Source organism: Nostoc sp. (assembly GCF_036917535.1).
Taxonomy (GTDB): domain Bacteria; phylum Cyanobacteriota; class Cyanobacteriia; order Cyanobacteriales; family Nostocaceae; genus Nostoc.
Genome location: NZ_JBALDA010000090.1, coordinates 344296 through 351020, shown reverse-complemented (window position 1 = coordinate 351020; position 6725 = coordinate 344296). Strand labels below are relative to the sequence as shown.

Genomic DNA, 6725 nt, shown 5'->3' with positions numbered 1-6725 from the left:
CTGGATTTGTTCCGGCAATAGCCAGATGGGTGATCGAACGCTCCAATGCTTGGATGGAGCGTTGTCAAATTCTGGTTAAGAACTTTGAACCAACCATCGCTGGTGCCACTGCCAAACTCAACCTCTGCTTCATCAGGTTAATGATTAAAAGGCTTGCAGTCCCTTCCTAAGATGTCAAATGGGTTCTATAAAGCCTAAAAACCTTGGTTTTAGTTCCTGGAAACATCTTAAATCCGTATCCTTATTTTTTGGAAATTTAGTTTCGCACCGAAAACTAGTCTAAACCCCAGTTATAAAAGCTACGGTGTATACACAAGTCTGAAATAGCTTACTCACCTGGTTTTTTGCGTCAGTTTTACCCCACCCTAACCCTCCTCTTTCCAAGGCTATCCATTACCCGGATCTTTCTCAACATTTGTGAGAGTATTCACTCATGTTTTTTCTAACCCTTATGATTTCGTCGTTAATTCTCAATAAAAACGTAATTTTAGCGATAATAATAAGGGTACATTTGTCAAGGATACCTAAGACATCAGTATCCAAGATGCTTATCAAACCAGGGTTTCAAGATTATTAAGAAAGATGTGACTAATGCATAGTTTCCAAGGGGAGGGAACAAGATTTTTTATTTCCCCCTTTATAATGCATAGTTTACAAGGGGAGGGTTGGGGAGGGGTGATTCAAGGATTTTTGCAAGAGGTCTATTGAAACCCTTCCTAGCGATCCTGGAAAGTGATGCTTGGGAATTTGCGCTACCCTAAGTCAGGAAGCCAAGGATAAATCAGATGAGAAAATGGATTTGGCTGATGCTGTTGGTGCTGATGGCAGTTACTGTTGTGGGTAGCAGAGGTAGTACGTTTTTTGAACAGCATCCCTCACTGACAATTGTTAAGAGCATTCCAGTAAAAACACCCGAAGCACAGCTAGAGTCAAAGGAAGTTGACATTACCTTGCAAGTGTCTCCTGACAAGCTGCTAACCCATATCCAAAAGTTAAATTTTCAGCGCTACACCACAAAAGAGCGATCGCTTACTCGCACTTATATTACAACTGAACTGAAAAAATTAGGCTGGAAACCTAAATTAGAAAAGTTCTTTGACGGTGTAAATATTTTTGCCGAACGCCCAGGAACTAACAAAGCAGCTAAAGCAATTCTCGTAGCAGCGCATTACGATACTGTTGCCTTATCCCCTGGTGCCGATGATAACGCCAGTGGTATAGCCGTAGTGCTGGAAATAGCCCGATTGCTCGGTTCCCGTCCTACGCCACGGACATTACAGCTAGCTTTTTTTGATCGAGAGGAAGCAGGACTTTTGGGTAGTCAAGCTTTTGTGAGTAAGACAGCACACTTGCAAAATTTAGGCGGAGCGATCATTATGGATATGGTAGGTTACGCTTGTTACACTACTGGCTGTCAGAAATACCCTGCCGGATTGCCTGTTACACCACCTAGCGACAAGGGCGACTTTTTGGCAGTAGTTGGTGATACAGAACATTTGCCTTTGCTGAATGCCTTTCAAAATTCACACAACATCCCCTCAATTGCTCTGAATAAACAGCAAGCAAATCTGCCAGCAGTCCTAACACTACCAATTCCTTTTAAAGGTTTACTGACACCAGACACCCTACGCAGCGACCATGCCCCGTTTTGGTACCAGGGTGTAGGCGCTGTGCTGGTGACAGATACCGCAAATTTACGTACTCCGCACTATCATAAACCTAGCGATGTGCCAGCGACTATCGAGCGATCGTTCTTCACAGGAGCAGCACAAATTGTAGTTAATACTACTAGTGCTTTGTTAGAGAAAAACCAGGTTTTGGAAACTCAAGCACCAAGCTAACTTATGAATTATGAATTATCTTGACTAGCTTTTGGGTTAGGGAAAGTCAACGTCCAATTATTTTTATTATTGACTTGAGAATACAAACCTTGGAGAATCAGCCGGAGAGTTTTTCGAGTTCTAATAGCCTTCTTTACCAGATAAGTTCCTGGTTGAGCAAAGATATCATCAAAGTTTTGTTTATAACCAAATTGTTTTGAACAGTAACTGCCAGCACCTTGGACTGTTAACACAAAAAATGGAGCTTGTTTGTATTTATCAGGAATTATAAAGATTCCATATACATGGTGACGACCGCGCCACGGCTGAACAATAACCTTAGTAGCGTGTACTTGGAATTTTGGAGTTTTTGATGCAAAAAAAGCCTTGAAATTGCAATCAGAATCATTCACAGGCCACCATAGCGTAATAATACTTAGGGAAAGCAGCAAAATTAAGATATATGGGAGTCTGCAACGCATAAAGCTAAGAAAAGTTGTTGATGCGGCTGATAAAATTTGATGAGTAATGATAGTGCAGCTACAGCAGTCAGACTATTCACCTGCAACACATCTGCAAAACGTTTTAAAGGGCAAAGACAAAACATTAAGCAGTCAGTTAAATTTTATTGTCAAAAAAAATTGCAGATTGTAGATGCGATCGCTTACCTTGTTTTAGTAGCTCCGTTACAGTATTAAACCTAGCTGAGAAACCATTAAGCTTTTGTGGCTGTTAACACTGATTTATGCTCAAATTTTTAGCTATGATGAATTCTACAATTCGTTGCTTTTGTTATGCTTGTAATATGGCTGTGTTTGCATTAGTAGATGCTTTGAGGAGATTGCAGCGTCATCAATAGCGTAGCGGTAGCGAGTACTCGAGCGTCCGCAGGAGCGTCATAGCCCGTCGTAGATATCGCTATCAAGTTAAGAAAAAATTTACTTTTATTTCTAAGCAATTAATGGGGTAGTCAAATACACAAATATCCGTTATATTCCCGTAAGTAAGAATTGGTATAAAAGTTTATGGGAAAAAGTTGGAGAAGTCTTAAGACAGTTGCGAGTTTATTTAGCGCCATTGCACTTTCACAGTTCGGGGCTAATACTTCGGCCATTGCTGCTGACACGATTGTTGTGCGTTTGGGTTTATTTACAGAATCCATCTCCCTTGCTGAGTTGCAAAAGGCTGTAAAAACTGGGGAATTGCCTGGGAGTTTACAGTCTTACACTAAAGGATTATCCCAAGAACAACGCCGCTTCTTCTTGGGAGCACTGGGCATGAATATACCCATGAATGTTGTCACACTTGATAAGTTAATTAATACTCAGATTGGTACAACTATTCTCAATGATTTTGCTACAGCCTTAGCCCGGAAGGATAAAGCTGGAGTACAAGCACTGAGAGCCGGATTGGTATTAGGTTCTACTACACCACAAGGTCTTTCTATACTAAGTTTTATTGCTGCTTATCCCAGTAAACGCTTAGAAATTAATTTGCCAAAGGCTTGGGTTGTTGCAAAAAACTTAAATACATCTTTTTGGCGCACCCAGCAATTTATGTTAGCGATCGCTCCCCAACTCAACCCGATAACAGCACAGCCAGGAACACCGCAGATTGCTTTCCCTTCTGATCCCAGCCAACCAGGAAGCGCCCAAGTAAAAATACTCAATTTAAGCTTAAACGATCAAAAGCGCGACCGCAAAATTCCAGTTGATATTTACTGGTCAACTGCTGCAACTCTCGACAAACCCCTTATTGTCTTTTCTCACGGCTTCGGGTCAGTCCGCACAGACTTGCGTTACCTAGCAGAACATTTAGCATCCCACGGTTATGTAGTAGCAGCTTTAGAACATCCCGGTAGTAATCAGGCAAATGTTAACTTAACATTACAAGGCAAAACCAGAGTCATGAAGCCTCAGGAGTTTTTGTATCGTCCTCAAGATATTAGTTTTGTCCTCGACGAATTAGAAAAGCTCAACCAAACGGCTAATCATCCCCTACAAGGGAAACTTGCAACCACGAACGCGATGGTTGTTGGCTATTCTTTTGGTGGTGGTACAGCTTTAGCACTTGCTGGAGCCGAGTTACAACTAGAACATCTCAAACAACGCTGTAAAAAGAACTTGAGTATCTTGAGTTTGGGAGAAAATTTGCAGTGTATCGCTCAAGAATTACCAGAAAATAGCTATCAACTACGAGATACCAGAATCAAACAGGCGATCGCTCTCAATCCGACAACTTCTCTAATTTTTGGCGAAACTGGGTTAACAAAGATACAAGTTCCCACCATAGTGTTAGCAGGTTCCGCCGATAAAACTACCCCAGCTTTAACTGAACAGATTGTAGGATTTGAAAAAATCCCATCCCCAAAATCGCTAGTTGGTATAATTGGGGGTACTCATCTAAGTGTAAAAGACCCCAGTACCACATTAGATCAGATCGGACAACCAAATACACCGATTAGTGGCGGTGAAGTTGTCGGTGAACAAGCAGCAGATGTTCGCAAGTATGTTAAAGCTATAGCTTTGGCCTTTGCTGCACAGATGACTCCAGAAGCTAAAAACTATGCTATCTTTCTAACACCAGATTATGCTCAGTTTGCTTCAACTGCGGCATTTCCATTTCGCCTAATTACGCAGATTCCTCCTGATGCTATGGCAGTGGTGAAAGAATTTGTTGATAAATAAGGGACTTCCAATTAAATAAATATAGGGCTTACGTATCATACGTATTGACTATACTAAATTTGGGCTTTTGAGCCATGTCTAACACCCAAAATAGTAAATATGCGACAAAATCATGGTTGCAGTCAGCACCGGAAATATAAATTTTACATAATGCATTTTATGGTTAATTTGTATAGTGCGTAAGTCCTAAAATATTTAATTTTGTGAGTAGCTTACTTAAGAGCGGGGATACGGAAAACGGTAGAAGTCGCCGCTCATTTTGCCTTCGCCAACGATTTTTTTAGACTAAATAAAGCTTAAACTAGCAATATTCGCTGCAAATATAGCAAAGTGCTGTTAGCATCAGGGGGGCGTTTAGCCCGTGCTGAGCGGAGCCGGAGACTCCGAAGCTCCGGTCTGAGTAAAATCCAGTTTTGTCAAGGCTTTGAGCGATCAACACTGTCCTAACCTATGTGACTACGGCTATACCTCACGTTGAGGATCAAACAATCGAAAATACAGTACTTTTCATCTAAGTGGAGTAACTACTCCACCCGCCCTATAAGGCATCCACCTAAGAGACTTCCAACTAAAAAAATACCCATCGCTTTGGTGAGCAGGGGAAGCTGTTCTTGCGCTCTTGAAGTAGGGGAGCAAGAATCTAACGATCATCTTCGCTTACTTTCATTGAATAATTTAATTTCTGGAAGTCCCTAAGTATTGGAGAGAGTGTACTTTATTAACTTACAATCCGCTGTAAGTAATATACAGCTTATAAATTGGCCTTATACCAATTCTGTGTAAACTTTTTATTGGATAAAAGTTTATTACCTTGATATCAGCCTCAAAGTTGCTGTTAAATCTATACCAAATTTTTACAGTAAAAATAACTATTTAGACATAAAATTTATAATGTATTCATAAAAATAATAGAAGCTTAAGAGTGTAAACAACTAGGAGCAGATGCCGAATCATGATAATACATACGTATTATATTGAAATCGTAAATTGTTTTTGAAAAAACTTGTCAATCATTGTAGGGTGTGTTAGCAGAGTGTAGCACGCCTTATATGTGTTTCAAGATTTAAATATTAGTCCTGTAGCTAATATATTACAAACTAATTTTAAAACAAATGAAAACAAGTTATTTTATCCGAAATACTATTGTGTATGTATTAACGTAAATTATTTTAAGCTTACAAAAAAATGATAGATCGTTGTTATCTCCTACAAGCCACAAATTAACCAAAAATAAATAACTAAAGGATTGTTTTGTTTACTTAAATAATTAGTTTTACCTATATGTGTATTAGAAAAATAATTTTGGATTCAAAATTAAACAATTATTCCATTTAACTCAAACTTATGCAACTCTATACAACTCGTGAAATCGAACAACTCCAAGAACACGAAGACCTTCCTTCCTTAATTGAAATTATGGAGTGGATAAAAAACTTTTTAGGAAGGTCTCATCCTGACTTGGGTAGACCCGGCGTAGTTTGCCCTTTTGTACCTTACTCTCTCAAATCAAACAGTATTCGTCTAGCAGTTATTCACACAAAAGATTTATATCCAGAACAATTAGAAGAGGTTGTTGGAGGCTATCGAGATATATTTCTGCAAATAGATGTTGAAGAGCGAAAAATAGCAATTAATAAAGCTTTTTTACTTATCTTTCCTGACATTCATATAGAAGATGCTCCGAAAGTAATAGATAGTGTTCAGCAAAAACTTAAACCTTTGTTTGTTGAGTCAGGATTAATGATAGGAGAATTTCATAAACGGAATGAAAGTCCTGGTCTGCACAATCCAAATTTTCGCCCACTTCGTAGTCCTATCCCCTTATTAGCTATCCGGTTCATGGTTGAAGCTGACCTCCCCTTTCTTCAAAATCCTACCGATCCCCACTTACGTATTCGGTATTTGGAAGCTTACTTAAAGCATTTTGATTGTAAATTTACAGATGAAACAAAGTTTAAAATTGCTCGTCAAGCATTGGCTTTAGCAAAAGAACAAATTAAACAAGGAAATTTGGTGAGTTCTTGCATATAACAAATGTTTGAATTCATGGCTAGTAATTGAGCAGAGGATATTGATTATTAAAAGTTTTTCCAGTTCTCTGCACCTTGAAATGAGTGGGATAAAAATTACGAATTTACTACTAGTTGTAATCGCTTAGTGCAGATAGTATCAAATCGTCGTCATAATGAAATTTATCGGATTTCAGTAGCAGCGATCG

5 protein-coding genes are annotated in these 6725 nt (G+C 39.1%); 4 read left to right on the top strand and 1 reads right to left on the bottom strand.

Annotated elements, in window-relative coordinates; translation table 11 throughout:
- The first annotated feature begins 785 nt into the window (after positions 1 to 785).
- Positions 786 to 1841 carry a M28 family peptidase gene (locus V7K56_RS29785; RefSeq protein ID WP_334916496.1) on the top strand — a complete coding sequence of 352 codons (1056 nt, stop codon included), beginning with the start codon at positions 786 to 788 and terminating at the stop codon, positions 1839 to 1841.
- An 8-nt stretch (positions 1842 to 1849) separates the two neighbouring features.
- On the opposite strand, the gene V7K56_RS29780 is transcribed toward V7K56_RS29785, so the two are convergent.
- Positions 1850 to 2302, bottom strand: coding sequence for a hypothetical protein (locus V7K56_RS29780; protein ID WP_334916494.1), 453 nt, complete (start codon positions 2300 to 2302; stop codon positions 1850 to 1852).
- A 39-nt stretch (positions 2303 to 2341) separates the two neighbouring features.
- Here V7K56_RS29780 and V7K56_RS29775 point away from each other — a divergent pair, with 39 nt between their 5' ends.
- The 3 genes from V7K56_RS29775 to V7K56_RS29765 all read left to right on the top strand — a co-directional run bounded on the left by V7K56_RS29775 (position 2342) and on the right by V7K56_RS29765 (position 6538).
- The gene (locus tag V7K56_RS29775; protein ID WP_334916492.1) at positions 2342 to 2518 is read left to right on the top strand and encodes a hypothetical protein; all 177 of its coding nucleotides are present in this window, start codon (positions 2342 to 2344) and stop codon (positions 2516 to 2518) included.
- 327 nt (positions 2519 to 2845) lie between these two features.
- Positions 2846 to 4507 carry an alpha/beta hydrolase gene (locus tag V7K56_RS29770; RefSeq protein ID WP_334916490.1) on the top strand — a complete coding sequence of 554 codons (1662 nt, stop codon included), beginning with the start codon at positions 2846 to 2848 and terminating at the stop codon, positions 4505 to 4507.
- Between the two features lie 1344 nt (positions 4508 to 5851).
- Positions 5852 to 6538: a DUF6875 domain-containing protein gene (locus tag V7K56_RS29765; protein WP_334916488.1), complete on the top strand. Its 687-nt coding sequence runs from the start codon at positions 5852 to 5854 to the stop codon at positions 6536 to 6538.
- Positions 6539 to 6725 lie beyond the last annotated feature (187 nt).